The sequence below is a fragment of the Streptomyces sp. NPDC028289 genome, assembly GCF_055565975.1.
On record NZ_JBVHTI010000004.1, the window covers coordinates 253,428 to 278,991 of the forward strand.

Annotated in this window: 23 protein-coding genes; 13 read left to right on the plus strand and 10 right to left on the minus strand. The window is 72.2% G+C overall.

The features are described from left to right. Positions 1-12 precede the first annotated feature (12 nt). Entirely contained in the window at positions 13-1,203 is a 1,191-nt protein-coding gene (locus ACZ4UV_RS21130) for an ROK family transcriptional regulator (RefSeq protein ID WP_451021468.1), read from the minus strand. Positions 1,204-1,396: 193 nt separating this feature from the next. After that, positions 1,397-3,181, minus strand: a complete 1,785-nt coding sequence (locus tag ACZ4UV_RS21135) for a M4 family metallopeptidase (RefSeq protein ID WP_467839748.1) — start codon at positions 3,179-3,181, stop codon at positions 1,397-1,399. 323 nt (positions 3,182-3,504) lie between these two features. On the opposite strand from ACZ4UV_RS21135, the gene ACZ4UV_RS21140 reads away from it, so the two are divergent. The 9 genes from ACZ4UV_RS21140 (at position 3,505) to ACZ4UV_RS21180 (ending at position 13,273) form a co-directional block, all read left to right on the plus strand. Further along, positions 3,505-4,716: a serine hydrolase domain-containing protein gene (locus ACZ4UV_RS21140; protein ID WP_451021472.1), complete on the plus strand. Its 1,212-nt coding sequence runs from the start codon at positions 3,505-3,507 to the stop codon at positions 4,714-4,716. A 103-nt stretch (positions 4,717-4,819) separates the two neighbouring features. After that, complete coding sequence (locus ACZ4UV_RS21145; RefSeq protein ID WP_467839751.1) at positions 4,820-6,163, plus strand: CAP domain-containing protein; 1,344 nt, start codon at positions 4,820-4,822, stop codon at positions 6,161-6,163. Between the two features lie 56 nt (positions 6,164-6,219). Continuing rightward, a complete protein-coding gene (locus ACZ4UV_RS21150; RefSeq protein ID WP_451022217.1) occupies positions 6,220-6,897 on the plus strand; it encodes an AIM24 family protein in 678 nt (225 codons plus the stop codon). Between the two features lie 132 nt (positions 6,898-7,029). Further along, on the plus strand, positions 7,030-7,992 hold the full coding sequence (locus ACZ4UV_RS21155) for a threonine/serine dehydratase (protein WP_390039708.1): 963 nt from the start codon (positions 7,030-7,032) through the stop codon (positions 7,990-7,992). Between the two features lie 200 nt (positions 7,993-8,192). Then, positions 8,193-9,842 carry a serine/threonine protein kinase gene (locus tag ACZ4UV_RS21160; RefSeq protein WP_467839754.1) on the plus strand — a complete coding sequence of 550 codons (1,650 nt, stop codon included), beginning with the start codon at positions 8,193-8,195 and terminating at the stop codon, positions 9,840-9,842. A 47-nt stretch (positions 9,843-9,889) separates the two neighbouring features. Beyond that, on the plus strand, positions 9,890-10,861 hold the full coding sequence (locus ACZ4UV_RS21165; RefSeq protein WP_451022219.1) for an LLM class F420-dependent oxidoreductase: 972 nt from the start codon (positions 9,890-9,892) through the stop codon (positions 10,859-10,861). A 91-nt stretch (positions 10,862-10,952) separates the two neighbouring features. Then, positions 10,953-12,008 (plus strand): hypothetical protein, encoded by a 1,056-nt coding sequence (locus tag ACZ4UV_RS21170; protein WP_390038758.1) that lies wholly within the window; start codon positions 10,953-10,955, stop codon positions 12,006-12,008. Between the two features lie 102 nt (positions 12,009-12,110). After that, positions 12,111-12,536, plus strand: a complete 426-nt coding sequence (locus ACZ4UV_RS21175; protein ID WP_451022220.1) for an SsgA family sporulation/cell division regulator — start codon at positions 12,111-12,113, stop codon at positions 12,534-12,536. Positions 12,537-12,604: 68 nt separating this feature from the next. Further along, a complete protein-coding gene (locus ACZ4UV_RS21180; RefSeq protein ID WP_451022221.1) occupies positions 12,605-13,273 on the plus strand; it encodes a DUF2238 domain-containing protein in 669 nt (222 codons plus the stop codon). A gap of 25 nt (positions 13,274-13,298) precedes the next feature. Here ACZ4UV_RS21180 and ACZ4UV_RS21185 read toward each other — a convergent pair whose 3' ends face one another. Both ACZ4UV_RS21185 and ACZ4UV_RS21190 read right to left on the minus strand, forming a co-directional pair. Further along, positions 13,299-13,784: a DUF6328 family protein gene (locus ACZ4UV_RS21185; protein ID WP_451022222.1), complete on the minus strand. Its 486-nt coding sequence runs from the start codon at positions 13,782-13,784 to the stop codon at positions 13,299-13,301. 81 nt (positions 13,785-13,865) lie between these two features. Next, on the minus strand, positions 13,866-14,849 hold the full coding sequence (locus ACZ4UV_RS21190; protein ID WP_451023158.1) for an aldo/keto reductase: 984 nt from the start codon (positions 14,847-14,849) through the stop codon (positions 13,866-13,868). A gap of 139 nt (positions 14,850-14,988) precedes the next feature. Here ACZ4UV_RS21190 and ACZ4UV_RS21195 point away from each other — a divergent pair, with 139 nt between their 5' ends. Further along, positions 14,989-16,695 (plus strand): cholesterol oxidase substrate-binding domain-containing protein, encoded by a 1,707-nt coding sequence (locus tag ACZ4UV_RS21195; RefSeq protein WP_451023159.1) that lies wholly within the window; start codon positions 14,989-14,991, stop codon positions 16,693-16,695. 73 nt (positions 16,696-16,768) lie between these two features. Here ACZ4UV_RS21195 and ACZ4UV_RS21200 read toward each other — a convergent pair whose 3' ends face one another. After that, complete coding sequence (locus ACZ4UV_RS21200) at positions 16,769-17,665, minus strand: SDR family oxidoreductase (protein WP_467839761.1); 897 nt, start codon at positions 17,663-17,665, stop codon at positions 16,769-16,771. Positions 17,666-17,797: 132 nt separating this feature from the next. On the opposite strand from ACZ4UV_RS21200, the gene ACZ4UV_RS21205 reads away from it, so the two are divergent. Beyond that, on the plus strand, positions 17,798-18,694 hold the full coding sequence (locus ACZ4UV_RS21205) for a LysR family transcriptional regulator (RefSeq protein WP_451023099.1): 897 nt from the start codon (positions 17,798-17,800) through the stop codon (positions 18,692-18,694). A 150-nt stretch (positions 18,695-18,844) separates the two neighbouring features. Here the strand turns inward: ACZ4UV_RS21205 and ACZ4UV_RS21210 are convergent, their stop codons facing one another. The 3 genes from ACZ4UV_RS21210 to ACZ4UV_RS21220 all read right to left on the minus strand — a co-directional run bounded on the left by ACZ4UV_RS21210 (position 18,845) and on the right by ACZ4UV_RS21220 (position 22,234). After that, positions 18,845-19,459: a TetR/AcrR family transcriptional regulator gene (locus ACZ4UV_RS21210; protein WP_390038771.1), complete on the minus strand. Its 615-nt coding sequence runs from the start codon at positions 19,457-19,459 to the stop codon at positions 18,845-18,847. Further along, entirely contained in the window at positions 19,456-20,949 is a 1,494-nt protein-coding gene (locus ACZ4UV_RS21215) for an MFS transporter (RefSeq protein WP_467839766.1), read from the minus strand. The genes ACZ4UV_RS21210 and ACZ4UV_RS21215 overlap by 4 nt, the downstream gene beginning before the upstream one ends. Before the next feature lie 94 nt (positions 20,950-21,043). Further along, positions 21,044-22,234 (minus strand): FAD-dependent monooxygenase, encoded by a 1,191-nt coding sequence (locus tag ACZ4UV_RS21220; protein WP_451021973.1) that lies wholly within the window; start codon positions 22,232-22,234, stop codon positions 21,044-21,046. Positions 22,235-22,577: 343 nt separating this feature from the next. Here ACZ4UV_RS21220 and melC1 point away from each other — a divergent pair, with 343 nt between their 5' ends. Next, entirely contained in the window at positions 22,578-22,985 is a 408-nt protein-coding gene (gene melC1, locus ACZ4UV_RS21225; protein ID WP_451021972.1) for an apotyrosinase chaperone MelC1, read from the plus strand. Between the two features lie 36 nt (positions 22,986-23,021). Continuing rightward, positions 23,022-23,852 (plus strand): tyrosinase MelC2, encoded by an 831-nt coding sequence (gene melC2 / locus ACZ4UV_RS21230; protein ID WP_467839770.1) that lies wholly within the window; start codon positions 23,022-23,024, stop codon positions 23,850-23,852. A gap of 24 nt (positions 23,853-23,876) precedes the next feature. Here melC2 and ACZ4UV_RS21235 read toward each other — a convergent pair whose 3' ends face one another. Both ACZ4UV_RS21235 and ACZ4UV_RS21240 read right to left on the minus strand, forming a co-directional pair. Beyond that, on the minus strand, positions 23,877-24,581 hold the full coding sequence (locus ACZ4UV_RS21235) for a ribonuclease H family protein (RefSeq protein WP_390038781.1): 705 nt from the start codon (positions 24,579-24,581) through the stop codon (positions 23,877-23,879). Between the two features lie 47 nt (positions 24,582-24,628). Continuing rightward, positions 24,629-25,423: a VOC family protein gene (locus ACZ4UV_RS21240; protein WP_451021970.1), complete on the minus strand. Its 795-nt coding sequence runs from the start codon at positions 25,421-25,423 to the stop codon at positions 24,629-24,631. Positions 25,424-25,564 lie beyond the last annotated feature (141 nt).

Consider the following 25,564-nt stretch of genomic DNA (forward strand, 5'->3'; position numbering starts at 1 on the left):
GTCTTGGGCGGCTCAGCCCTTGCCCGTCGGTGTGGGAGAAGAGGTGATGAAGGACTGGATCGCGGCGGCCGCGGCCCCGCGTGCCCACTCCTCGAAGGGGAGCGGGCGGGTCTGTACGTCGCACCGCGCGGCGGAGCCGAAGGCGGCCGCGGTGAACGAGTCGAGGATCTGCTCGGCGAAGAGGTCGTGGGCGGCGAGTCCCTCGCCGGAGATGATCACGCGTTCCGGGCCGAAGAGGTTGGCCACCGTGGCGATGCCCCGGCCGATGGCCTCACCGGCGCGGGCGTACACCTCGCGCGCTCCGGGCACGCCTTCGTGGGCGAGGGCCACCGCCGCCGCGGAGTCAGCGACCTGACGGCCGGTCACCTCCCGCATGCGGGCGACGATCGCCGCGTCCCCGGCGATCGCCTCCACGCAGCCCCGGTTGCCGCAGTGGCAGTGGGGCCCGGCCGGGTCGATGGCCACGTGCCCGATCTCCCCCGCCACGCCGTGCGCACCGGACACCACCTGGCCGTGGACCACCAGTCCGCAGCCGATGCCGGCGCCGACGGTGACGACGGCGAAGTCGGAGAGCCCGACACCGGCGCCGAACCACTGCTCGGCGACGGTCAGGGCGCGGACGTCGTGGTCGACGACGACCGGCAGTCCGGTGGTCATCGCGGCGAGTTCGGCGAGGGGCACGTCCCGCCAGTCGAGGAAGGGTGAGTACCGCACGGCCCCTTCGGCCCGGTCCACGTCGCCGGAGACGGCGATGCCGAGGCCGAGCACGGGGGCGCCGAAGTCCTCGGCCTCGGTGCGCAGTTCGTGGGTGAGTTCGGCGACGGAGGTCAGGACGGCCCTGGCCGCGCGGTCCGTGACCGGCATCCGGCGGGCCAGCAGGATCCGGCAGCACAGGTCGGTGAGGACCGCGATGACCTCGTCGCCGGTCACCTTGACCCCGATGAACAGAGCGCGTCCGCCGTCCACCCGCACCAGGTTGGCGGGGCGCCCGAGGGCGGGCCGGGCCTCGCCGTCGGCGTCCTCCGCCAGGTACCCGGCCGCGAGGAGCGGCCGGACGGCCTTGGTCACGGCCGCCGGTGACAGGCCGGCCCGGCGGGCCGCCTCCAGGCGGGTGAGGGGGCCGTGGCACAGGACCGTGGTGAAGATCTGCGAGACGGCCGGCGTGTGGGCCGGGAACGTCTCGGCTCGGGAGGTGGAGCGCATGGCCGGGAACTTAGGTGGCTTATTTTCCGCTGTCAATAAAAGAAACAGGAATCACCCGATGGTTGACTGTGAGGCTCCCGTGGCCTTCAAATGACGGGTGGGGCGGGGGCGTTGGCTCACGTTCCGCAAGCGCGACCGATCCGGGTGCCCAGCCCCCCGACGGGGCACCCGGATCAGCGGTGGGGCGCGCCCGTCAGCGGCGGGCGGCCGGCGTGTCGGCCTCGGTGACGTTGACCGCGGCCCAGGCCTGGTCGACCGTGCGGTACTCGGCGCCGTTCGCGCCGTAGAGGTCCTTGGCCGCCTTCAGCGTCGCGATCCGCGCGTCGTGGAAGTCGGTCGAGGAGACCATGTACCGGGTCAGGGCACGGTAGAAGATCGCCGTGGCCTTGGCGCGGCCGATACCCGTGACCGTGGACCCGTCGTAGGTGGGCGAGTCGTAGGTGGTGGCGCCGATCGTCTTGCGGCCGCTGCCCTCGGCGAGCAGGTAGAAGGCATGCGACGAGACGCCGGAGCCGGCGTGCACCTCGGCGTCCGCCACCTCGGGCGACCAGTAGTCGACCGTCCCTTCGAGGCGGTCGAGCGAGGGGTGGTCGAGGCGGCGCAGGAACTTCTGGCGCAGGCCCAGCTTCTCACCCAGCAGGTAGTTCGGCGGGTTCTTCGGGTTGTTGGCGAGGAACTCCACGCCGGAGCCGAAGATGTCGGCCAGCGACTCGTTCAGCGCGCCCGGTTCGCCGAACTGGTTGCCGTCGTTGTCGACGCGCGTCGGTTCGAGCTTGGCGGTGGCGTCCACCACACCGTGGGTCAGCTCGTGGCCGGTGACGTCGAGGACGACCAGCGGCTTCTTGATCTCGTCGCCGTCGCCGTCGCCGTACAGCATGCAGCCGCAGGCGGAGTCCCAGAAGGCGTTGCCGACTTTGTTGCCCCAGTGGACCATGGCGCGGGCGGGCTTGGAGTTGTTGGCTATGCCCTTGCGGCCGAAGGTCTTCTTGTAGAAGTCCAGGGTCTCGGTGATGCCGTACTGGGCGTCGGCGGCCGCGCTGCCCCGGCTGGTGGTGGTGCCGTTGCCCCAGCTGTCGGTGGTGCTGGTGAACTTGGTGCCCTGGCCGAAGCTCTCGGTCTCCCTGCCCTTGGCGTCCCGGGTCTCGGTGCCGTAGCGGGTGGGGTCCTTGAGCAGGAAGCTCTTGCGGGCGGTCTGCGTGGTGGTGAGCGGGACCTTGCCGACGAAGAGGGACCTGCCGGAGCCGTGGGCGGTCACCGGGTAGTGGGCGGCGGCGGAGACGGACGCGCCGGCCAGGGCCTGGGCCGGTGCGCCGGTGCCGGTGGCCGGGTCCAGGGTCTCGCCGTGGCTGCGGAGGGTGTCCAGCAGCCTGGGCGAGAGGAACTCGTCGCTGTCCGGCGTGTTGCTGCGCACCTTCCCGGTGAGGGCGTCTACGACGACCGTGCTGGAGCCGTCCGCACCGTCGACCGCCACCTGGTAGGCGAGGGCGGCGGCGCCGTCGCGTGCGTCCACCACGAGCCGGGCGGTGCCGGCGTCGCCGTCGGCGGCCGCGGCGGCCTTCTCCTCGGCCTGCCGGGCGGTCAGCTTCGCCTCGGTGGCGGCAGGCCTGACGGTGTGGTCGGCCGCCCGGGTGACGCCGGTGTAGGCCAACCGGCGGGAAAGATGGACGACGAGGTCGCCGCCGAGCACCGGCATCCCCCGGTGGGTGCGGACGAAGCGGACATGGCGCGCCCCTTCGGGGTCGATCATCACGTCCTGCGGCTGGAGCTCGTCGCCCGCGCCGACTCCGGTCGCCGCGGCATGGGCGAAGGCCGCGGTCCGGGCCGCCGCCACCACCTGCGCGGCCGTCGTGACGGAGGCCGCCACGGCCGGCTGTCGTTCCCCCGTCGCGGGGCCGGCGAAGGCGGTGCCGGCCAGGCCCGTGGCGGCCGTCGTCACGGCGACGGCGACCGCCACGCTGCGTATGTGCGCGCTACGCACTGATCAGGGTTCCTTCGTTCGAAGACGGCCGGGGTCACCAACCGCCTTGCGGCAGGGCGCCGTTGGGCGCCGAGAGGGCTGGTCGGGCCCCGAGCCGCAACCCTTCCGGACGAATCATGTACATGTAAAGCGCAATTCGTTACGTTTCTTGCCTTTCGTGGCATTACTTGGCGAACCCGCACCGCACAGTGATCAAGGAGTGACCAACTGTGCGTCGACTGTGGAGATGTGACGGGATGCGAGAGGGTTCCCCGAACCGTATGTGACTCATCTCGCATCGAAGACAGCACGGAGAGGAACAGGTCCGAATGGTCTCGGCAATGATGTGCAGAAGCGCGGTGCTCGGGGCGGTGACGCTGTCACTGTTCGCGGTCCCGGCCCAGGCGGCGCCCCTGAAGACGGCGGCCGGGCCGCGGGCGGCCACCGCCCTCCCGGCGCCCGACACCACGGGACTGGCCGCGGTGCTGCGCTCGGTCGTGGCGAAGGGCGCGCCCGGCGCGATGGCCCGCATCGACGACGGCACGCAGGTCTACCGGTCCGCACAGGGCGTCGCCGACCGGACGACCCGGCGGGCCCTCACCACCACCGACCGCTTCCGGGTGGGCAGCGTCACCAAGACGTTCTCGGCGGTGGTCCTGCTGCAACTGGTGGACGAGCACAAGCTCGCCCTGGACGCGCCCGTCAACCGCTACCTGCCGGGTCTGCTGCCGGACGACCGCATCACCGTGCGGCACGTGCTGAGCCACCGCAGCGGTCTCTACGACTACACCAACGACATGTTCGCCAGCAGCGTGACCGGCTTCGAGGCCGTGCGCAACAAGGTCTTCACCTACCGCCAGCTGGTGGACATGTCCCTGAAGAAGGCGCGCACCAACGCGCCGGGCGCCGCCTACTCGTACTCCAACACCAACTTCGTGGTCGCCGGCATGCTGATCGAGAAGCTGACCGGGCACAGCGTGCGCACGGAGTACGAGAACCGCATCTTCAAGCCGCTGAAGCTCAACGACACCTTCTACGTCCACCCCGACACGAAGATCCCGGGGCGGCACGCCAACGGCTACCTCACCGCGGACCGGGCGGTCGCCGCGCCCGTCGACGCCACGGACCAGACGGTCTCCTGGGCACAGAGCGCGGGCGCCATCATCTCCAGCGCACGCGACCTCGACACGTTCTACTCGGCGCTGGTGCGCGGAAAGCTGACGTCGACCGCGCGCCTCGCGGAGATGGAGCGCTTCACCCGCGTCAACGCCAACACCTCCTACGGCCTCGGGCTGCGCCGCCGCGACCTGTCCTGCGGGATCTCCGTCTACGGCCACACGGGCGCCGTCCAGGGCTACTACACGTACTCCTTCACCAGCAAGGACGGCAGGCGCAGCCTCACCGCGCTCGCCAACGCCTCCAACAGCTCCGACGTGCTGAACACCCTGGCGGCCACGCTGGAGCCGGTGTTCTGCGGCAAGCAGAAGTCCCCGCGGACCGCGGCCGTGCCGCTGGAGCGCGAGGACGTGGCACCGGCCGCGCCGCGGGAGCAGTAGCGCCCCGGTTCTCGGAGGGAACCCCGCGCCCGGGCCGGACGTTCAACCGGCGACTCCCCCACCGGGCGCGACCTTCGGCCCCCCACCTCGCAGAGGCGGCGAGATGAGCGAGCTGGTCCCCGGGGGCAATCTGCCCCTTCCGGGCGGCGCGCTGACGCTGCGGGTGCCCGGCCCCTTCGACGTGTCGGCGTTGATCACCGACGAGAGCGGCAAGGTCGGCGGGGACGCCGACTTCGTCTTCTACAACCAGCCGGACGCACCCGGCGTCCGGCTGCGCGGTGACACGCTGACCGTCGAGCCGGGCCTGCTGCGGACCGGCGCCCAGCGCGTCACCCTCACGGTCACCGCCGCCGAGCCCGGCACCCCGCTCGGCCGGCTGCCCGCCGCCACCCTGCACGTGACCGACCGCCTCGGCCGTACGGTGGCCCGCTTCGCCCCGCCGCGCCCGCAGACGGAGACCCTGCTGCTGCTCTCCGAGATATACCGCCGGGGCACCGGCTGGAAGCTGCGCGCGATCGGCCAGGGGTACGCGGACGGACTGGCCGGCCTCGCCCGGGACTTCGGTGTCGACGTGGTCGAGGACCGGCAGCCGTCCCCCGGTTTCCGCGCCACGATCCCGAGCCAGCGCACGGCGGCCTCGCCGGCCCGCCCCTCGGTGGCCTCGCTCCCCGATCCGGACGGGCTGCTGGGCCTGGTCAACTCCGCCCGCGCCGGGGCCGGCCGCCCGCCGGTGGCCCCGGACACCCGGCTCACCTCCGCCGCCCTCGCCCACGCCACCGCGATGGCCGAGGCCGGCCGGCTGTCCGGCGAGAGCCGCGACGGCGTCTCCGTCCACCAGCGGATCAGCGCCACCGGATTCGCCTATGTCACGGTGGGCGAACACCTCGTCTCGGGCCCGCGCACCCCGGCCGAGTTCGTCGACTACTGCCTGCGCACCGAGGACGCCCGGCGCACCCTGCTCGACCCGGCCTTCACCCACGCCGGCCTGGCGCACGCCCGCGGCCCGCGGGACGGGGACACCTACTGGACCGCTCTGTGGGCCAGACCCCTCACCCAGGCCGAACTGACCCGCACCCGCGCCGAGGTCGTCGACCTCACCAACCAGGAGCGCACCCGGGCCGGCCTGCGGCCGCTCGCGGCGGATCCGCAGCTGGCGGCGGCCGCCCAGGCCTACAGCACGGACATGGCGACCCGCGACTTCTACTCGCACACCTCCCCCGAGGGCACCCAGCCCTGGGAGCGGGCCGCCGCCGCGGGCTCCCGCCGGCGCACCATCGGCGAGAACATCGCCTGCGGCCAGCGTTCCGCGGCCGAGGTGGTGGAGGGCTGGATGAACAGCCCGGGTCACCGGGCCAACATCCTCAAACCGGACTTCACCCACATAGGCACCGGCTTCGCCGGGGGCGGCCGGGCCGGCACCTACTGGACCCAGCTGTTCGGTGCCTGAACCGGTACCGTCCGTGATCTTGGCGGAACGGGTCCGTCCGGGACACCATGCCCGGCATGAAGGGTGATCTCTTTTCAAGTCAGCACATGGTGGCGCCGGCGGTCGAGCCGGGCATGACGGTCGAGAACGCGAAGTGCCTCAGGTACGCGGTCAACGGCGAGATGTACGCCCGCCAGGGCGCGATGATCGCGCACCGCGGCAGTCTGAAGTTCGAGCGCAAGGGCCAGGGCGTGGGCGGGATGCTCAAGCGCGCGGTGACCGGCGAGGGGCTGCCGTTGATGTCCGTGCAGGGCCAGGGCGAGGCCTGGTTCGCGCACGAGGCGCAGAACTGTTTCATCGTGGAGATAGAGCCGGGCGACCAGTTCACCGTGAACGGCCGCAACGTGCTGTGCTTCGACGCCACGCTGTCGTACGAGATCCGGACGGTGAAGGGGTCCGGCATCGCGGGCGGCGGCCTGTTCAACAGCGTGTTCTCCGGATACGGCAGGCTCGGCCTGATCTGTGACGGCAACCCGCTGGTGATCCCGGTCTCGCCGCAGGCACCGGTGTACGTCGACACGGACGCGGTCGTGGGCTGGACCGCGCACCTGCAGACCTCGCTGCACCGTTCGCAGTCCATCGGCTCGATGCTGCGCGGCGGTTCCGGCGAAACGGTCCAGCTGATGCTCCAGGGCGAGGGCCATGTCGTGGTCCGGCCGAGCGAGGCGACCCCGCAGAAGGCGCAGCAGCACTGACACCCGGCGCCCTGGTCCGCGTGGTCCGGCCGCCGCGGCCGGTCCGGGTTGACCAGGGCGGTCCGGCCGGGTGAGGGTGCGAGCGGCGCGGACCGTCGCCCCGCGCCGGAAGGGTGAACCGCCTTGAACGGCATCATCGGGATCTCGGACATCGAAGCCGCGGCCAGGCTGATCGAAGGACACGTCGTACGCACCCCCACCGTGCCCAGTCCCGGCCTGTCGGAGCTGCTCGGCGTCCCGGTCACCGCCAAGCTCGAACTCCTCCAGCGCACCGGCTCCTTCAAGGCACGCGGTGCCACGGCGAAGCTGCTCTCCCTGAGCGAGGCCGAGCGGGCCGCCGGCGTGGTGGCGGTCAGCGGCGGCAACCACGGCATCGCCCTCGCGGTGATGGCCGCGGCCCTCGATGTGAAGGCGACGGTGGTGATGCCGCGGACGGCGCCCGCGCGGTCGATCGCGCTGGTCGAGGCGGCCGGGGCGTCGGTGCGGCTCACCGACGGCATGGACTCGGCGTTCGCGCTGGTGCCGCGGCTGCGGGACGAGGGGCTCACCCTGGTCCACCCCTTCGACGACCCGGTCGTGATCGCCGGACAGGGCACGGTGGGCCTGGAACTCGCCGAGGACGCGGACGACGACGTCACCGACGTGATCGTCAGCATCGGCGGCGGGGGCCTGATCGCGGGCGTCGCGGCGGCAGTGCGGGCCCGCCGCCCCGAGGTGCGGGTGTGGGGCGTGGAGACGGCGGGCGCGCAGGCCATGTCCGAGGCGCTCGCGGCGGGCGGTCCGCTGCCGGTCGCGGTGTCGTCGATCGTGACGACGCTCAGCGCGCCGTCCGTGTCCCGGCTGACGTACGACCATGCGGCGGCGCTGGTGGAGGAGGTGCTGGTGGTGCCGGACCGGGAGGCGGTGCGGGGCAGTCTGGAGTTCGCCGAGCACGCCAAGGTGTGGGCCGAGCCCGCCGCCGGCTGTCTGCTGCCCGCGGCCCGGCAGGTGCTCGAGCGGGTCGGCACCGGGGCCCGCATCGGGCTCGTGGTGTGCGGAGGCAATGTGACACACCAGGAGATCTCGGAGTGGACCGCGCGCTTCGGGCCGGCCTGACCAGCGGATCGCAGCCGGGCTTTTACCGTCGGTTACCCGCAGGTCGAAGCCCGGCCATATGTTGTTTTCCTCAAGTGCCGGGCCGGTGCCGCCACTTGAATAAAAGGCAAGAACGGTCCCCGAGTTGCAGATTCTTTGAACAAACCCAGGTATGTCCCGCGTACCTCTGGTCAATGACGAGGCAGGGGTTTCAGCGAGGGATGACGATGGTCAAGGCGCATGTCTCCGCACAAGAGTTGGTCGCCGGAAGGTACCGGCTCCTCGAGGTCGCCGACCGCGAGCCGAACCGCGTCAGCTGGTACGCGGAAGACGTGCAGGCCGAGCGACCGCGTCTGGTGACCGAGATCGCGTTTCCCGAGTCGCCCACCGAGGACACCGTGCGCCGGGCCACGGCCCGCATTCTGCGTTCCTCGGAGGTGATGAGCGCGCTGCGGCCGGGCCGGGTCGCCATGGTGATCGACGCCTTCGAGGAGGCGGGCGTGCTGTGGACGGTGACGGAGCTGATCGACGGCACGCCGCTCAGTGAACTGCTCGCCCAGCAGTCCACGTTCAACTATGTACAGGCCGCACGCATCGGTCTGGAAGTGCTCGACGTGCTGGAGGCCGCGCACGCCGACGGCTACACGCACGGCGAGCTGAGCCCCGGCCAGATCTTCGTCCGCGACCGGGGCCCGGTGGTCGTCACCGGGTTCGGTCTGGCCGGCGCGACGCTGGCGCCCCGGGTCACCGCGCCGTCGTACGCCTCGCCGGAGCAGGCCCGCGACGAGCGGATCGGCCCCGCCGCCGACCTGTGGGCGCTCGGCGCGATCCTGTACACGATGGTCGAGGGACGGCCGCCGTTCCGGGACCGGGGCAGGGCCGACGCCACCCTCAAGGGCGTGGACCGGCTGCCGCTGCGCACCCCGCTGCGGGCCGGGCCGCTGACCCAGGTGGTGCAGGGGCTGCTGCGGAAGAGCTCTCGGGAGCGGCTCGGCCGGGCCGTGGTGCGTCAGGCACTGACACGTGTCCTGGAGGAGGACCCGGAGACGGCCGAGCAGCCCGCCCCCGTCTCCCGGCTGCGCGGCGCCTATGTGGCCGCCCGGGCCTCCGGGTGGAGCAGGACCACCATGATCGGCGGGACCGCGCTGGCCGTGGTGACCGTGTCCGTCGCGGTGCTGGCCGCGACCCAGGGCCTGCCGGGTGCCGCCACGGCCGGCTCGGCGCCGAGCGCCTCGGCCACGGCCGGCGCAGCGGGCAACCGCACGGACGGCAACCTCCCCAGTCCCTCCCCGTCGCACAGGGCGTCCTCCTCCCCCACCCCGTCGGCCTCCGCCTCCGTCTCCGCCTCCGTCTCCGCCTCCGTCTCCGTCTCCGCTTCGGCCTCGGCCTCGGCCTCGGCCTCGGCGGGTGCCCTGCCGGCCGGTTTCCGCCGTTACACAGCCCCGGAGGGGTTCTCCGTGGCGCTCCCGAAGGGCTGGAAGCGCCTCGACACCGCCCGGGACGACGTCGCCTACCGTGTCACCTTCGGCCCGGGCGGCGACGACCTGCGCACCCTGGCGGTCACCTACAGCACCCAGGCGGGCCCGGACCCGGTCGCGATCTGGCGGGACGACGTGGAGCCGGGGCTGGAGAAACTGGACGGCTACCAACGGATCGGCGAGATCAAAGCGACCACCTACCAGGGCCACAAGGCCGCGGACATGGAGTGGCTGTCCGGCACGGGGGCCGACCGGGTGCACACCTTCGGCCGCGGCTTCCTGCTCGGCGGCGGCCGCAGCTTCTCGCTGCGCATCACGGCACCCGCCGCCGACTGGGACGACGCCGCGGACAAGCTCGCCATGAAGACCTTCCTGGAGACGTTCCGCACCTGAGCGAGCTGATCCGTTTTCCGGCCGCCCGGCCGGGGGACTCGGCGCCTATGGTGCAAATCGGATACACGATGATGACCGAGCAGGCCGGTCCACGTGATCTCGTGGACCATCTGGTGGGGGCCGAGGAAGCGGGTTTCGACTTCTCGGTGGCCTCGGACCACTACTTTCCGTGGTTGCGTTCACAGGGGCACTCGCCGTACGTGTGGAGCGTGCTCGGTGCGGCCGCCCAGGCCACCGAGCGGATCCCGCTGATGACCTACGTGACCTGCCCGACGTTCCGTTACCACCCGGCGGTGGTGGCCCAGAAGGCGGCGACCGTGCAGTTGCTGTCCGGGGGCCGGTTCCGGCTCGGCCTCGGCGCGGGAGAGAATCTCAACGAGCACGTGGTGGGCGGCGGCTGGCCGTCGGTGGACGTACGGCACGAGATGCTGGAAGAGGCGGTGGAGATCATCAGGGCGCTGTTCGCGGGCGGCCATGTGAACCACCGGGGCACCCACTTCGACGTGGAGTCCGCCCGCCTGTGGGACCTGCCGGACGACCCGCCGCCGATCGGCATCGCGGTCTCCGGCGAACAGTCCTGCACGCTCGCCGGGCACCTCGCCGACCTGGTCATCGCCACCGAGCCGAAGGCGTCCCTCCTCGACGCCTTCGACCGGCACGGCGGTTCGGGCAAGCCCCGGGTCGGGCAGCTGCCGGTGTGCTGGGACCCCGACCGGGACACGGCGGTGAAGCGCGCGCACGCCCAGTTCCGCTGGTTCGGCGGCGGCTGGAAGGTCAACTCCGAACTTCCGCACCCGGACGCCTTCGAGGCCGCGACCCAGTTCGTCACCCAGGACGACGTGGCCGCGTCCATCCCGTGCGGGGACGACCCGGACGACTTCGTCGAGGCGGTACGGCCGTACGCCGAGGCCGGGTTCGGGGAGATCGCCCTGGTGCAGATCGGCGGCGAGTCACAGCCGGAGTACCTGGACTGGTCCCGCAAGACGCTGCTGCCGGCACTGCGCGACGCCCTCGGCTGATCTTCGCCGGTCCGGCAAACCCCGGCCAATGGGTCGATATAGGCTGCCCGTCGGTACGTATGCAGTTCGGCAGCCTTCAGGAGTGTCCTCCGTGACCCTAGCGATTGACCCGTCCGAGACGTCCAGCGCGTCCCCGGCTCCCCTCTCCGACCTGGTGGCGCGGGACGCCCGCGAGTTCGGCGCCTATGTGCGGACCGGAGGCTGGACGTTCGGGCTGATGGTGGCCCGCAGCGTGCGGCCGGGAGGTCAGGGGGCGGACGAGACGCCGAAGGTGTCGGCGAAGGAGTTCGCCGAGCTGGCCGGCTGCTCCGCGGAGCGTGTCATGCGCTACTACAAGGCCTGGGACAAGGCCGCCGACGACGGTCTGGTCCCGCACTTCGAGGCCCTCGCCCCGGGCCAGGAGGTGGAACTCCCGGACTCCGACGTCTGGCTGGACTACTACGTCTCCCGCAGCAGTGCCGGCTCCGAGCGCGGCACGGCCATCGCGGAGGCCGCCGAGGCCGAGGGCATCCGGCCCACCAAGGCCCTCGAGGTCGCCGAGAATCCCACCGCGCTGCGCGCCGCGATCCTCGCCGACCCGTCCACCGCCCGCGCCGCCCGCTCGGCCCTTCTCGACCGCATCAAGGAGGACCCGGACCTGCAGACCGTGCTGGCCCGGGACGTGGTCCGCACCGCCGACCTGAAGAAGGCCGTCGCCACCGAGAGCCGCTCGGCCGACCGGATCGGCTACGTCCGGCAGATCGCCGAGTCCGGCCAGATCAAGACCCCGGCCGGGCAGACCGTCGACGCGCCGTCGGAGCTGCGCCAGGAGGCCGAGCGCCATCTGTCGCTCCTCGACGAGTTGGACGAGGACGAGGACACCGGCGAGTGGGCGACCGAGGCCTACGACACCATGAAGAACCTGGTCGTGGAGGCGGTGGAGGCCGACCCCGAACTGCGGGTCCAGGAGAAGCGCACCAAGTTCTACAACAGCCTGCAGAAGGCGACCAAGGCGTTCGAGGAGCTGACCTTCGACGACGCCCAGGACTTCTACGAGGACGACATGGTCCAGCGCCTGGAGGACCTCCAGCAGGCCATCGGCTCCTGCCTGGCCGCGCTGCGCGGCACGAAGGGCACCGAGAGCGACGAGAACACCGCGGACGCGTAGGACTCGTAGGACTCGCAGGGCAATTCCGCTCAGGATTGAGCGTTTTTCCCGCGAGAGGGGTACTAGAGGGCACCAAGCCGATCGTTCTCGGAGGCCACTCGCGTGAACCCCATCGTGCACAGGACCCTGGTCGTACAGCTCCGGACGGACGGGACGGGCCGCTGTCCCGTCCTCGCCCATCTGTCGTACGACCCCGGTGACCCGTTCGCCGTCACCGCGCTGTTCACCCTGGACGGCCGGGTGCTCGCCCGGTGGCGGCTGGACCGCGAGATGCTGAACGACGGGCTGAGAGAACCGGTCGGGGTCGGGGACGTCCGGCTGCGTCCCGTACGGCAGGGGCGCTGGAGGGAAGTGCGCATGGATTTCCTCGGCGACCCGCTGCCCGGCGGCAGCCGCCACCACGCGGTGGTGTTCGCGTGGGCGCCCGCGCTGGCCTCCTTCCTGAGCGACACCTACATGGCCGTGCCGCCCGGCCGCGAAGAGGTCCCGGTGGACGACGTACTCGCGGAGATCCTCGCCACCGGCTGAGTAGCCGTACTCATGCAGGCGCCCGGACGCCGCGGCCACGATGGGGCTCCCACGACAAGGAGTCCGCGATGACCGCAGTGCACCCCGCCCCGCGCCCCGTTCCGCACCGCGTGCCCCGCCGGGTTCCGCCGGCGCTGCTCGCCGGGGTGGTGGTGGCCGGCATGGCCCTTTCGGCGTGGGGCGCACGGGACCGTACGACCTGGTTCCTGGAGACGGTGTGGGTGCTGGTCGGGCTGCCGCTGGTGGTGCTGACCTGGCGGCGCTTCCCGCTGACCGGGCTGCTGGCCGGGCTCCTCGCGGCGCACGCCCTGGTGCTCGCCGTCGGCGGCCACTACACCTACGCCGAGGTGCCGGTGGGCGACTGGGTGCGCGACACCTTCCACCTGTCCCGCAATCCGTACGACCGCTTCGGCCACCTCATGCAGGGGTTCGTGCCGGCGGTCCTGGTCCGGGAACTGCTCGTCCGTACCTCGCCGCTGCGCGGCAGCCGCTGGCTGGCCCCGCTGACGGTGTGTGCGTGCCTCGCGTTCAGCGCCTTCTTCGAGCTGCTGGAGTGGCTGGCGGCCGAGATCGGCGGCCACGGCGCGGACGCCTTCCTGGCCACCCAGGGCGATGTGTGGGACACCCAGTGGGACATGTTCTGCGCGCTGATCGGCGCGACGGTGTCCGTGCTGGTGCTGAGCAGGGTGCACGACCGGCAGATGCGGGCGCTGGAGGCGGCACGGCGGGGCGTGTGACGCGACTCGGCCGGTGTGACGCGGCTCAGCGGGTCGTGTGGCGGTGCCGGGACCACAGCGGCAGGCCGTACCAGCACACCAGGTACCAGACGACGACGGCCACCACCGCCCAGGTCACCTGGCTGCCGCCGGTGGCCACCCGGAGGATCAGCACCAGGGAGGCGGTCATGGTGGCCAGCAGCAGGAAGAGGCCGATCGAGGTGAGCCGGGACGCCGTCCGCACCGCCAGCGGCTTCACCTTGCGGCCGGCGACCAGCCGGTGCAGCGACACCGGGCCGATGAGGGCACCCGTGGCGGACGCGCCCAGGATGACGGTCACGATGTAGATCGTCTTGTCCACGTCGGACAGCTGGGCGTACTTCTGCTGGAAGACCACGGTGAGCAGGAAGCCGAACAGGATCTGCACTCCGGTCTGGGCGACGCGCACCTCCTGGATGAGCTCGCCCCACATCCGGTCGGCGCGCTCCTCCTCCGTCTCGTCGCGCCCGGTCCGCCGCTCCTGGTCGGTCATGGAGTACGGGTAACCCCCGGGCCGGTCCCCCAAACGGCACGGACCGGGGGCGGCAGGGTGCCGCCCCCGGTCCGTGCGGTGCTACCAGCGGGCTTCCACCTGGTCCTTGATCCGGCGGTCGTACAGCTCGCGGATCGCGGCGACCGTCTCCCCGGACAGCTCCGGGAGCCGCGCGGCGGCCGCGTTGGCGCGGGCCTGCTCCGGGTTGCGGGCGCCCGGGATCACCGTGGTCACGCCCGGCTGGTCGATGATCCAGCGCAGGGCGAGCTGGGCCGGGGTGTACCCCTCGGGGGCGAGGGCGGCGAACTCGGCGGCGGCCTCGACGCCCGTCGCGTAGTCCACGCCGGAGAAGGTCTCGCCCTGGTCGAAGGCCTCGCCGTGCCGGTTGTACGTGCGGTGGTCGTCGGCCGCGAAGACGGTGTCCTTGGTGTACTTGCCGGACAGCAGCCCGGAGGCGAGCGGCACGCGCGCGATGATGCCGACGCCGGCCTCGCGGGCGGCCGGGAGCACCTCGTACAGCGGCTTCATGCGGAACGGGTTGAGGATGATCTGCACGCTGGCCACGCCCGGGCGGGCGATCGCGGTGAGGGCCTCCGCGCTGGTCTCGACGCTCACCCCGTAGGCGGCGATGCGCTCCTCCTCGACCAGGGTGTCGAGGGCGTCGTACACCGCGTCGGAGGAGTAGACCGGGGTCGGCGGGCAGTGCAGCTGCACCAGGTCCAGGCGGTCCACGCCGAGGTTGCGGCGGGACCTGTCGTTCCACGCGCGGAAGTTGTCCAGGACGTAGTTCTCCGGGATCTGGTCGACCCGGCGGCCCATCTTGGTGGCCACCAGCACGTGCAGGTCCGGCCTGCCGCGCAGGAACGTGGCGATGGTCTGCTCGCTGCGCCCGTCCCCGTACACGTCGGCGGTGTCGAAGAAGGTCACCCCCGACTCCGCCGCCGTCTCCAGAACGGCGAGCGCCTCCTTGTCGTCCACCTCGCCCCAGTCGGCGCCGAGCTGCCATGTGCCGAGGCCGACGACCGATGCCCGCTGTCCCGACCTGCCGATTACGCGTTCGTCCATGGCGCCAGTCTGTCATCCGCCACCGACAACGGTGTCACGGGCCGGTGCACCGGCACCCACCTGTGAATCCTTCACTCACACGGGTGATTGTGAGGGACGGAAATCGGAGGTGTGTCCACCGTGCCCCTAGCGTGTCGGCGTGACTGATCGTTCATCGGACAACTTCCCTGCCGTGGACGGCTGGAGCCGCCGTGGCTTCCTGCGGTCCGCCGCCGCGCTCGCCGCCGTTCCGGTGCTGCTCGCCGCCGATCCGGCCGTGGCCGCCGCCGAACTGCCCGGCTTTCCGGCGGATGTCGCGCTGTATCGTTCCGCCTACCGCAACTGGGTCGGCGAGATCACCGCCGACGGACTGTGGGCCTGCGCCCCGGCCGACGCCGGTCAGGTGCTCACGGTCGTCGACTGGGCCTGGCGCAACGGGTGGCGGGTACGCGCGCGTGGCTCCTCGCACGGCTGGTCGCCCCTGACGATCACCGAGGGGGCGGCAGCGGGCGAACAGGTTCTGCTCGTCGACACCACGAGCCATCTCACCGGGCTCTCCCTGGACTCCGGCTCCGCGGTCCGGGCCGGGACCGGGGTCACCCTGGAGTCGCTGCTCACCTTCCTGGAGGACCACGGCCTCGGGCTCACCGCCGCACCCGCGCCGGGCGATCTGACGCTCGGCGGCGCGCTGGCGATCGACGCGCACGGCACCGCCGTACCGGCCGACGGCGAGGAGCCGGTGCCCGGGCACACCTACGGCTCGCTGAGCAATCTCGTACTGTCGCTGACGGCGGTGGTGTGGGACGAGAGCGCCGCAGCGTACGTCCTGCGGACGTTCCGACGCGACGAGGCCGACTGCGCGGCGCTGCTGACGCATCTGGGCCGCGCGCTGGTCACCGAGGTCGTGCTCCGGGTGGGGGCGAACAGCATGCTGCGGTGCGTCAGCCGGACCGACATCCCGGCCGGCGAGCTGTTCGCCGCGCCCGGTTCCGGTGGCCGGACCCTGGACGGCTTCCTGCGCCGGTCCGGGCGCGTCGAGGCGATCTGGTTCGCCTTCACCGAGTACCCGTGGCTGAAGGAGTGGAGCGTGGCACCGGACAGGCCGCTCACCTCGCGGCACGTCACCGCGCCGTACAACTACCCCTTCTCCGACAACGTGCCGACCGTGGTCGCCGACCTGGTGGGGCGGATGGCGTCCGACGCGGCCTGGTACCTGGCGCCGGTGCTCGGGAACGCGCAACTGGACGTGGCGGCCCTGGGGTTGACGGCGACGCTGTCCTCGGACATCTGGGGGGCGTCGAAGAACACGCTGCTGTACATCAGGCCGACCACGCTGCGGGTCGGCGCGAACGGGTACGCGGTGCTGACGCAGCGGGCCGACGTGCAGCGGGTGGTGCACGAGTTCACCTCGTTCTACCGGGAACGGCTGGCCGCGTACGCCGCGGCGGGGCGGTTCCCGGTCAACGGGTCCGTGGAGATCCGGGTGACGGGGCTGGACGAGGCGTCCGACGCCGGGGTGGCCGGGGCGCAGGTGCCGTTGCTGTCGGCGGTGCGTCCCCGGGAGGGGGCCGACACCGCTGTGTGGCTGGATGTGCTGACGCTGCCGGGGACGCCTCATGCGGAGGCGTTCCTGCGGGAGCTGGAGGGGTTTCTGTTCGAGAGGTTCGAAGGGACGCGGGTGGAGTGGTCCAAGGGGTGGGCTTATACGGAGTCCGATGTATGGAGTGATGAGGAGGTGATCGGGGCGCGGATTCCGGAGTCGTTCGGGGGCGCGGTGTGGGATGCGGCGGTGGGGGTATTGGACCGCCTTGACCCACACCGGGTTTTCAGCAACGGGTTCTTGGACGCGGTGCTTGTGCGCCGTTGAACGCTGCGGGTGGGTGGGGGCTGGTCGCGCAGTTCCTCCCCCAGCCTTCGGCCGGGGGTACCCCCAGCGCCCCTTACGGGGCGCCGAAGTAGTGGCCCACTTCCAAGTCCTCGATCAGACCCGGCTGTTCCGGCTTCCAGCCCAGGATGTTCCTGGTCCGTTCGCTCGACGTCGCATTGTCGACGGCCGCCGCCATGCCCAGCCAGCCGAAGTGGGCCTGGGCCTCTTCCGCCGGGATGCTCTTGAGCGGGACACCGAGGCCGCTGCCTATCGCCGCCGCGATGCCCTTGAAGGGGATCCCCTCGTCGGCCGCGCCGTGCAGGCCGGTGCCCGCCGGGGCCGACTCCAGGGCCAGGCGGAACAGGCGGGCCGCGTCCAGGCGGTGGACGGCCGGCCAGCGGTTGGTGCCGTCGCCTACGTACGCGGCGACGCCCTTCTCACGGGCGACGTCGATCAGCCGTGGCAGGAAGCCCTGGTCGCCGTGGCCGTGCACCGAGGGGGGCAGGCGGACCACCGCGCTGCGTACGCCGCGCTCGGCCAGGGCGAGCGCGGCGAGGTCGGGGTCGGCGCGGTAGGTGCCGGGCACCGGGGTGTCCTCCTCCGTCGCCACCCCGTCGACCGAGGCGAGCATCAGGGTTCCCGAGGTGATCACGAAGGGCCGGTCGGAGCCCGCCAGCGCGGCGCCGATCGCCTCGATCACGCGCAGGTCGCCCTCCGCTGCGAGGGTGAGGTCCGGGAAGTGGTCGTGGTTGAAGGCCAGGTGGATCACTCCGTCGGTACCGGCCGCCGCGCGGGCCAGGTCCTCGGGGTCGTCGAGGCTCCCACGGTGCACGTCGGCGCCCGCCGCCCGCAGCGTCCCGGCCGACCGGTCCGACCGGGCGAGGGCGAGGACCCGGTGGCCCGCGCCGAGGAGTTCGGGGATGACGGCGGAGCCGATGAAGCCGCTGCCGCCGGTGACGAATACGCGCATGGAGGGCGTCCTTCCAAGGAGGGGGTCGTGCTCCCATCGTTCGGCCGGCGGGCGGCGGGCGTCCAAAGCCTCTTTCGCAATGCGCAATGCATCTCAGGCATGAGCGCAGGTCGCCGGTCGTAATCTGGAGACATGGCTGATCCCGCGTCCGTCCCCGACCTCGATCTGCGGCTCGTCCGGTACTTCACCGTCGTCGCCGAGCAGCGGCACTTCGGCCGGGCCGCGGGCGCCCTGCACATCACGCAGCCGGCGCTGAGCCGGCAGATCCAGCGGCTGGAGCAGGTGCTGGGGGCGCGGCTCTTCGACCGCACCCCGCAGGGGGCCCGGCTCACCGAGGCCGGCGAGGTGTTCCTGCCGCGGGCCAAGGAGTTGCTGCGGGCCGCGGGCGAGGCCGCGGCCGTCACCCGGGCCGCCGCCGAGCCGAGCCGGATCACCGTCGGGTACATCAACGGGATCTTCGTCACCCCCGCCGTGCGCGACCTGCGCCGCCGTTTCCCGGACGCCGACGTGCGGACCCTGCACCTCGACTGGGGCGAGCCGCGCGAGGCCCTGCTGGCGGGGCGGGTGGACGCGGTCGTGACCCGGCTGCCGCTGAGCACCGACGGGCTGCGGGTGACGGTGCTCTACGACGAGCCGCGCGTCCTGGTCGTCCCGCTGGACCACCGGCTGGCCGGGAAGGAGTCGGTCACCCTCGACGACATCGCCGAGGAGCCGCTGCCCCGCGGGCGGGATCCGCTGTGGAACGCGTTCTGGCGCGTCGATCCCCGTCCGGACGGCAGCCCCGCGCCCGACGGGCCGTTGATCGGCGCGGTGGAGGACAAGTTCGAGCATGTCGCCGCCGGGCAGGCCGTGGCGATCGTGCCCTGGGTGCCGGGCGCAGCCATCCGCCCGGACCTCACCACGGTCCCGCTGCACGGCCTCGAACCGAGCCATGTGGTGCTGGCGACCCGCGCCGGGGACAACCACCGGCTGACGGCCGCCTTCCGCAGGTCGGCCGAGGCACTGCTGACGGGCCCGGAGCCTGACTGAGCAGGCCGGGGGGAAGTCCGCCGTGTCCGGCAGCGCCCCTTCGGAGCGCTGGGGGTACCCCCGGCCGAAGGCTGGGGGAGGAACTGCGCGACCAGCCACGACGACGCCGCGGCCGAACGACGACGCGTCGCGGCACTTCCGGCTGAGCGCTCAGGGCGTCAACTGGGCCTGTACGGCCGGGCCGTAGCGGTCGGCGATGTCGCCCACGTCGGTGGCCGCGCGCTCGCGCAGCCGCGGGCCGCGGGCGATGCCGTACATCACGCCCAGGCCGATGAGCTGGGCGACGGCGAGTTCGGCGCGCAGGCCGGGGTCGGGGCCGGTGAGCCGGGCGGCGAGGGCGTCGATCACGTGGGCGCGGAAGTTGGCGCGCAGCACGTCTCCGTGGTCGCCGTGCAGGGGTGCGAAGGCGATGCGGAGCAGCGGGTCGGCGCCGCGGTCGCGCTGGCTCTCCAGGACGTGCCGGACCATGTGCCGGCCGAGGTCCTCCAGGGGCGCGTCCAGCAGGGCGGCCGCGTCGGTGTCGAAGGACATGACGCGGGCGAACAGGCTGTCCTTGTTGCCGAAGTACTTGAGGATCAGGGGCGCGCTCACGCCGGCGCGTTCGGCGACGTCCTTGAGGGTGATGTCGGCGTGCGCGTGCCGGGCGAGGAGGTACCGGGCGGCCCTGAGGATGGCCGCCTTGGTGGCCTCGGCGTCCCGGCGGGCGGGAGCCGGGGCGGGTGCGGGCGCGGCGGGGGTGCCGGGGCGGGTGTTCACGGCACTCATGCTCCCTCCAGCGCGTCGTCCCTGGCGCCCTCGGCACGGCTCCGGGCCCGCGGGGCGTCGTCGGGCGCCCTGTCGCCGGGGATGGAGAGGGCGGCGGCACCGGCCGCGAGAGCGACGACCCCAGCCATCGCGAAGGCCAGCAGGTAGCCGTGGAGCGTGGCGATCGGGGCGCCGCCGACGAGGCTGGTGTGGTGGGTGAGGACGGCTGCCACCGCGGCGCTGGAGGTGGCCTGGCCGATGGTGCGCATGAGGACGTTGACGCCGTTGGCGGAGGCGGTCTGGCTCGCCGGTACGGCCCGCAGGATCAGCGTGGGCAGCGCTGAGTAGGCGAGGGTGGTGCCGGTGGCCACGACGGTGGCGCCCAGGATGATCATCCACAGGTCGCGGCTGTCGGCGATGCGGACCACGTATCCGCAGGCGATGACCGCGGCGCCGAGAGCCAGGGTGATGCGCGGTCCGCGGGATGCGGAGATCCGGGCGGAGACTGGCGAGAGCAGCAGCATGGTCACGCCGCCGGGGAGCAGGCACAGGCCGGTGGCCACGATCGACAGGCCGAGCCCGTATCCGGTGGCCTTCGGCGCCTGGACCAGCTGGGCGGTGACGAGGGAGTTGGCGTAGAAGGCGAACCCGGTGAGCAGGGCGGCGACGTGCGAGAGACCGACCCGCGGCCGGGTCACGAGGTGCAGGTCGACCAGGGGCTGCTCGGTCCGCAGCTGCTGCCACCACCACAAGGCCAGCACGAGGACGGCGGCGCCGAAGAGTCCGAGGACGCGGGGGCTGCCCCAGCCCCACTGGCCGCCCTGCGAGACGCCGAGCAGCAGACAGGTCAGCCCCACGGCCAGCCCGAGCGCGCCGAGGAAGTCGAACCTGCCGCTCTCGCGCACCGGCGACTCCCGCACCGCCCACCAGACGGCCGCGACGCCCAGCGCCCCGAGGAGGCTGGTCAGCCAGAACATGGTGTGCCAGTCGTAGTACTGCACGACCAGCGCGGCCAGCGGCAGGCCCAGTGCGGCGCCGATGCCGACGGTGGAGCTCATCAGCGCCACCGCCGATCCCCGGCGCTCGGGCGGGAGTTCGTCGCGCAGGATGCTGATCGAGAGCGGTACGACGGAAGCGGCGGCGCCCTGCAAGGCGCGGGCCACGATGAGCACGCCGATGTCCGACGACAGGGCGCACATCACCGAGCCCACGGTCATCAGCGCGAGGGCACCGGTGAGCACGCGGCGTTTGCCGTACATGTCACCTGCCCGGCCGAGCACCGGGGTGAGGACGGCCCCGGCGAGCAGGGTCGCGGTGACCGTCCAGGAGACGGTGCCGGCCGAGGAGTGGGTGAGCCGGGGCAGGTCCGGCAGGAGGGGGACGACGACCGTCTGCATGACGGCCATGAGGATCCCGCCGAAGGCCAGCACCGGGATGGTCAGCCGTTCGCGCAGCGGGGGCGGGGCGGCGGGCGATCCCGGGTGACCGGCTGTCGGGGCGGGCTGGTCCATCGGCACTCCTGCGGGCGTCGCGGATAAACAGGTGAATACCCATTCACCCTATCGGGTGAATGGTCTTTCACCCAAACCATTCCGCGTACGGCGCCTATGACCGGGCGTGCAGGGCGCGCGCCGCCCGGGGCCCGATCCACCGCTTGAACCTGCGCAGCACTTCCAGCCGTCCGGCGGCCTTGTCGAGGCCGTAGTAGAGCTGCGGCGGGACGTACGGCAGCAGCGGCGAGTGCCGCTGCCCGAGCAGCGCGAACATGCGGTGCGGGGGCAGGCCGATGTAGCGCGGCAGGTTCTCGTACCACTGGGCGCTGAGGCGGGCGGCGCTCTGGGCGGAGACCAGTTCGGCCCTGCGGCGCCGCTCGTAGGCGGCGAGGGCCTCCGGCAGGACGGTGTGCTCACGCAGGGCGCCGGCCAGGCACATCGCGTCCTCCAGGGCGAGGGTGGTGCCGGCGCCGATGGAGTAGTGGGTGGTGTGGGCGGCGTCGCCGAGCAGGACGAGGTTGCCGTGGTGCCAGGTGCGGTTGGTGAGGGTGCGGAAGGCCGGCCAGGCCGCCGAGGAACCGCCGGTCAGCGGGTGGCCGTCGAGGATGCCGGCGAACAGCTTCTCCAGCAGGGCCAGTTGGCCGGCCTCGTCCATCGCGTCGAGGCCGAGACCGGCGAGGGTGTCCGGGGCGCACTCGATGACGCAGGTGCTGTGCCCGTCGTCGTACGGGTAGCCATAGCACCAGACCCAGCCGTGCTCGGTCTCGACGAAGGCGAAGGTGAAGGAGTCGAAGACCCGGGTGGTGCCGAGCCACACGTAGTGGTTGCGGCCCTCGGTGGCCTCGGTGCCGAAGTGGCCGGCGTGCCGGGTGCGCAGGGCGCTGTGGATGCCGTCGGCGGCGACGACCAGGTCGGCCTCGGGGAGGTCCTCGGGGGTGATCTCGTCCTCGAACTCCAGCCGGACCCCGAGGCCGCGGGCGCGGTCGGCGAGGATCTCCAGGAGGCGGTGGCGGCCGATGCCGTGGCCCACGTCGCCGGGCTGCCGGGCCGTCCGGTCCCGGACGTGGGCGACACCCTGGGTCCATCGCACCGAGCTGTCCTCGATGGCCCGGGCCGACTCGGGATCGCAGGTGTGCAGCCGGTCGAGCAGGGCGCGCCAGTAGGTGACGCCCCAGCCGTAGGTGGAGCCCTCGGGGTTGCGTTCGTGGACGGCGATGTCGTGGGACGGGTTCTGCCGCTTGAGCAGGATCGCGAGATACAGGCCGGCGGGCCCGCCTCCGACGCAGACGACCTTCACGCACACACCCCTAGGTTTCACCGAACGTGGTCAATTGGCATCGGAGGGTAGCAGCGCGAGGACACCCGGCCGGGTTTTCGGATCGCGCCAGTTTGACGCCGTGAGCCACACCACCCGGACGGCGGACCACGGAGAAGGATCAGCGGCAAGCCGCGCGCCCACGCAAGGAATTACCCGTTCCGGGTCCGTCGCAGCCATCACCACAGCAAGATCATCTTCGTTCAATCTTGTATGACATGTGACTGATTGTCCTGATCGTAGCCAACTCGATCCGGGCGATTTCTCCCGCTCCGAGACCGCCGGATAGGCATACGGGGTCAGCACCCACATCCGTCACAGGAGCATCCGCATGCCCGAACTCACCCGCCGTCGCGCCCTCACCGCGGCGGCCGCCCTCGCCGCCGCGGCCGGCACCCAGACCCTCCTCGCGCCCGGCGCCTCGGCCGCCGGCCACTCGCACGAGGGATCGCTCGAACCCTTCGACGAGGTCTACAAGGGCCGCCGAATACAGGGCCGCCCGGCCGGCATGGACGACATGGGCGGGATGAAGGGAATGGGCGGCGGTCACCACCACGGACACGGCGCCGGATACGCGGTGTTCGTGGACGGGGTCGCACTGCATGTGATGCGGAACGCCGACGGCAGCTGGATCAGCGTGGTCAGCCACTACGACCCGGTCGCCACCCCGCGCGCCGCCGCCAGGGCCGCGGTCGACGAGCTGCAGGGCGCCGCGCTGCTGCCGTTCCCCGCCAACTGACCGCCCCGACCGCCCCGTTCGAGGAGCTTCCCGCACATGACCGTACGCAAGAACCAGGCCAGTCTGACCGCCGACGAGAAGCGGCGGTTCGTCGCCGCCGTCGTCGAGCTGAAGCGCAGCGGGCGTTACGACGACTTCGTGCGCACGCACAACGCCTTCATCATGTCCGACACCGACGACTCGGAGCGCACCGGCCACCGTTCGCCGTCGTTCCTGCCCTGGCACCGCAGATTCCTGCTCGACTTCGAGCAGGCGCTGCAGTCGGTGGACTCCTCCGTCGCGCTCCCCTACTGGGACTGGAGTACCGACCGGACCGTCCGCGCCTCGCTGTGGGCACCGGACTTCCTCGGCGGTACCGGGCGCAGTTCGGACGGGCGGGTGACGGACGGGCCGTTCGCCGCCACCGGCGGCAACTGGCCGGTCAACGTCCGCGTGGACGGCCGTACTTATCTGCGCAGGTCGCTCGGGACGGGCGTGCGCGAGCTGCCGACCCGGGCCGAGGTCGACTCGGTCCTGTCCATGGCGACGTACGACATGGCGCCCTGGAACAGTGCCTCGGACGGGTTCCGGAACCATCTGGAGGGCTGGCGCGGGGTCAACCTGCACAACAGGGTCCACGTCTGGGTCGGCGGCCAGATGGCCACCGGGGTGTCCCCCAACGACCCGGTGTTCTGGCTGCACCACGCCTTCGTCGACAAGCTGTGGGCCCGGTGGCAGCGCCGGCACCCGGAGGCGGCCTATGTGCCGGGCGGTGGCACGCCGGACGTGGTGGACCTGGACGAGACGATGAAGCCGTGGAACGACGTGCGGCCGGCGGACCTGCTCGACCACACGAGGTTCTACACGTTCGACACCCTGGAGGCCTGACCGGGCCGCTGGGTGACGCCTGCGTCAGGCCTCGGCCGCCGCGCGGCACTCCGGGTGGCCCCAGCCCTGCGCGTTCTTGGCGATCGGCTCGCCGGCCGCGTAGGAACGGCCGCACAGGCAGCGGCCGGGGAACTTCGCCTTGATGGTGCGGGACGCCGAGCCGCCCGCCGCGCTCTTGCGGGGTGCCGCCTTGCGGCGCGGGGCCGCGGTGGAGGCGGCGGGCGCCTGTGACGGCGGCGGTGCCGGGGAGCCGAGGGCGCTGCCCGCGGCTTCCTGGACCGTGGCCGCCTGGCTGGCCGCGCGGTCGGCGAAGTCGTTCAGCGGGTCTCCGTCGACCTGGTGGGCGGGGACGTACCGGAAGTCGACCGTGCGCCCGTCGAGGAGTTCGTCGATCCGGACGACGAGGTCCTGGTTGGCGACCGGCTTGCCCGCGGAGGTCTTCCAGCCGTTGCGCTTCCAGCCGGGCAGCCAGGTGGTGACGGCCTTCATCGCGTACTGCGAGTCCATCCGCACTTCCAGCGGCACGTCCGGGTCGGTGGCCGCCAGCAGCTGCTCCAGGGCGGTCAGTTCGGCCACGTTGTTGGTGGCCTTGCCGAGCGGCCCGGCCTCCCAGCGGGCGGGAGTCGCCGCGTCGTCGGACACCACCCAGGCCCAGCCCGCCGGTCCCGGGTTTCCCTTAGAAGCCCCGTCGCACGCGGCCACCACTCGTTCACGCATGGGCCCGATCATGCCACGGCCGGGCGGGGTGCCCGGCCGTGGCCCGGGATCCGCCCTGGTCAGACCTCCGTGCTGGACGGCATCTCGCCTTCGGTGGTCGTGACGTCGATCACCGAGAAGTTCGCGCCCTGCGGGTCGGTGAGCGCGGCCATCCGGCCGAAGGGGCTGGTCATCGGCCCGAACCGGAGCGCGGCGCCGAGCTTCGTCGCCCTGGCGACGGCCTCGTCACAGTCGGCGACGGTGAAGTACACGTTCACGTACGAGGGCACCTCGGGCGGGAAGTCGTCGGTCATCCGCATCCGGCCGAGGACGGGCTGCTCACGGAGGTGGAACGTACGGAAGTCGACGTTGCCGTCCTCGATCTGCTGGACCGTGTAGGGGAAGACGGCCGCGAGGAAGGGGTCGGTCTTCTCGGGCTCGCGGGTGAAGAACTCCGCCCAGCAGTAGGCGCCGGGCACCGCCGTGGCCTCGAAGCCCTCGTGGACACCGCCCTGCCAGATCCCGAACACCGCGCCGCTGGGCTCACGGGCCAGGCACATGGTGCCGAACTCGCCCACCTGCATCGGCTCCATCAGCACCTCGCCGCCGTTCGCCCGGATCCGCGCGGCGGTGGCCGCCGCGTCCGGCGAGGCGAGGTACAGGCACCACTGCGAGTGCCCCTCCTGACCTGACATGGGCGGTACGACCGCGGCGACGGCCTTGCCGTCCACGGAGGCCTGGGTGTAGTTGCCGTACTCCGAGGACGACTCGCCGAAGGTCCAGCCGAGGACCTCGCCGTAGAAGCGCTTGGCCCCCTCCAGGTCGGCGAACATCGCGTCGGCCCAACAGGGGGTTCCTTCAGGTTGTACCGCCATCGCCGCGGCCCTTCCGATCGAGCGGGTTCTCCCGGTTCCTCACGCTAGCCACGGGGCGGTCCGCCCGCGCGCCGAATGCCGGACTCCGGCGGAGACTGGGAAGGGATTCGGCGGCCTTCGGCGGACGGGGCGCGGTATGGC

What these genes read in the sequence shown, in the direction of transcription:
- ACZ4UV_RS21130 (WP_451021468.1), bottom strand. Translation starts at nt 1,203, where the DNA reads ATGCGCTCCACCTCCCGAGCCGAGACGTTCCCGGCCCACACGCCGGCC.
- ACZ4UV_RS21140 (WP_451021472.1), top strand. Translation starts at nt 3,505, where the DNA reads ATGTGCAGAAGCGCGGTGCTCGGGGCGGTGACGCTGTCACTGTTCGCG.
- ACZ4UV_RS21145 (WP_467839751.1), top strand. Translation starts at nt 4,820, where the DNA reads ATGAGCGAGCTGGTCCCCGGGGGCAATCTGCCCCTTCCGGGCGGCGCG.
- ACZ4UV_RS21150 (WP_451022217.1), top strand. Translation starts at nt 6,220, where the DNA reads ATGAAGGGTGATCTCTTTTCAAGTCAGCACATGGTGGCGCCGGCGGTC.
- ACZ4UV_RS21160 (WP_467839754.1), top strand. Translation starts at nt 8,193, where the DNA reads ATGACGATGGTCAAGGCGCATGTCTCCGCACAAGAGTTGGTCGCCGGA.
- ACZ4UV_RS21165 (WP_451022219.1), top strand. Translation starts at nt 9,890, where the DNA reads ATGGTGCAAATCGGATACACGATGATGACCGAGCAGGCCGGTCCACGT.
- ACZ4UV_RS21180 (WP_451022221.1), top strand. Translation starts at nt 12,605, where the DNA reads ATGACCGCAGTGCACCCCGCCCCGCGCCCCGTTCCGCACCGCGTGCCC.
- ACZ4UV_RS21185 (WP_451022222.1), bottom strand. Translation starts at nt 13,784, where the DNA reads ATGACCGACCAGGAGCGGCGGACCGGGCGCGACGAGACGGAGGAGGAG.
- ACZ4UV_RS21190 (WP_451023158.1), bottom strand. Translation starts at nt 14,849, where the DNA reads ATGGACGAACGCGTAATCGGCAGGTCGGGACAGCGGGCATCGGTCGTC.
- ACZ4UV_RS21200 (WP_467839761.1), bottom strand. Translation starts at nt 17,665, where the DNA reads ATGCGCGTATTCGTCACCGGCGGCAGCGGCTTCATCGGCTCCGCCGTC.
- ACZ4UV_RS21205 (WP_451023099.1), top strand. Translation starts at nt 17,798, where the DNA reads ATGGCTGATCCCGCGTCCGTCCCCGACCTCGATCTGCGGCTCGTCCGG.
- ACZ4UV_RS21210 (WP_390038771.1), bottom strand. Translation starts at nt 19,459, where the DNA reads ATGAGTGCCGTGAACACCCGCCCCGGCACCCCCGCCGCGCCCGCACCC.
- ACZ4UV_RS21215 (WP_467839766.1), bottom strand. Translation starts at nt 20,949, where the DNA reads ATGGACCAGCCCGCCCCGACAGCCGGTCACCCGGGATCGCCCGCCGCC.
- melC1 (WP_451021972.1), top strand. Translation starts at nt 22,578, where the DNA reads ATGCCCGAACTCACCCGCCGTCGCGCCCTCACCGCGGCGGCCGCCCTC.
- melC2 (WP_467839770.1), top strand. Translation starts at nt 23,022, where the DNA reads ATGACCGTACGCAAGAACCAGGCCAGTCTGACCGCCGACGAGAAGCGG.
- ACZ4UV_RS21235 (WP_390038781.1), bottom strand. Translation starts at nt 24,581, where the DNA reads ATGATCGGGCCCATGCGTGAACGAGTGGTGGCCGCGTGCGACGGGGCT.
- ACZ4UV_RS21240 (WP_451021970.1), bottom strand. Translation starts at nt 25,423, where the DNA reads ATGGCGGTACAACCTGAAGGAACCCCCTGTTGGGCCGACGCGATGTTC.